Raw genomic sequence first — 419 nt, 5'->3', positions numbered from 1 at the left:
TGTAATGACAAATCTTTTACAGCAACTAAACCATATGCTGATGGTGACTCATTAGAATACCCTTCTCCTGACTTACAATCTTCTAGGAACATCGTTGATTGTGTATAACATCCAACTTTAAAGTACCCTGTAGAATCCTCAGCTTCCCAAGTATCATCCCAAGAATCTCCTGTATCTTCATTAATGATTTCACAAGTAATATTTCCATTATTAACAATTACAGTAACACGCAATTGTTGACCTAAAGAATATGGCAATACATATTCTGCAGTACTATCTTCATTTTGCACTACATGTAACCCTTGATCATCTGCTCTGTATTCAACTCTTAGTGGCTCATCATCAGGACCATGAATCTGTACCATGGATACTTCTGGCTTCTCTACTGGTAAGTGTACTGCTCTAACACGTACATCTAA

At 36.8% G+C, this 419-nt stretch carries 1 protein-coding gene; it reads right to left on the bottom strand.

Features of this window, described 5'->3' with window-relative positions:
* The coding region (locus DZ60_RS0122105; RefSeq protein ID WP_025744159.1) for a polysaccharide lyase family 7 protein at positions 1–419 on the bottom strand (419 nt) is incomplete at both ends.

The sequence above is a fragment of the Aquimarina pacifica genome (assembly GCF_000520955.1).
Taxonomy (GTDB): domain Bacteria; phylum Bacteroidota; class Bacteroidia; order Flavobacteriales; family Flavobacteriaceae; genus Aquimarina; species Aquimarina pacifica.
The sequence above is the reverse complement of the archived record's forward strand: the minus strand, read 5'-3'. Positions and strand labels throughout refer to the sequence as shown.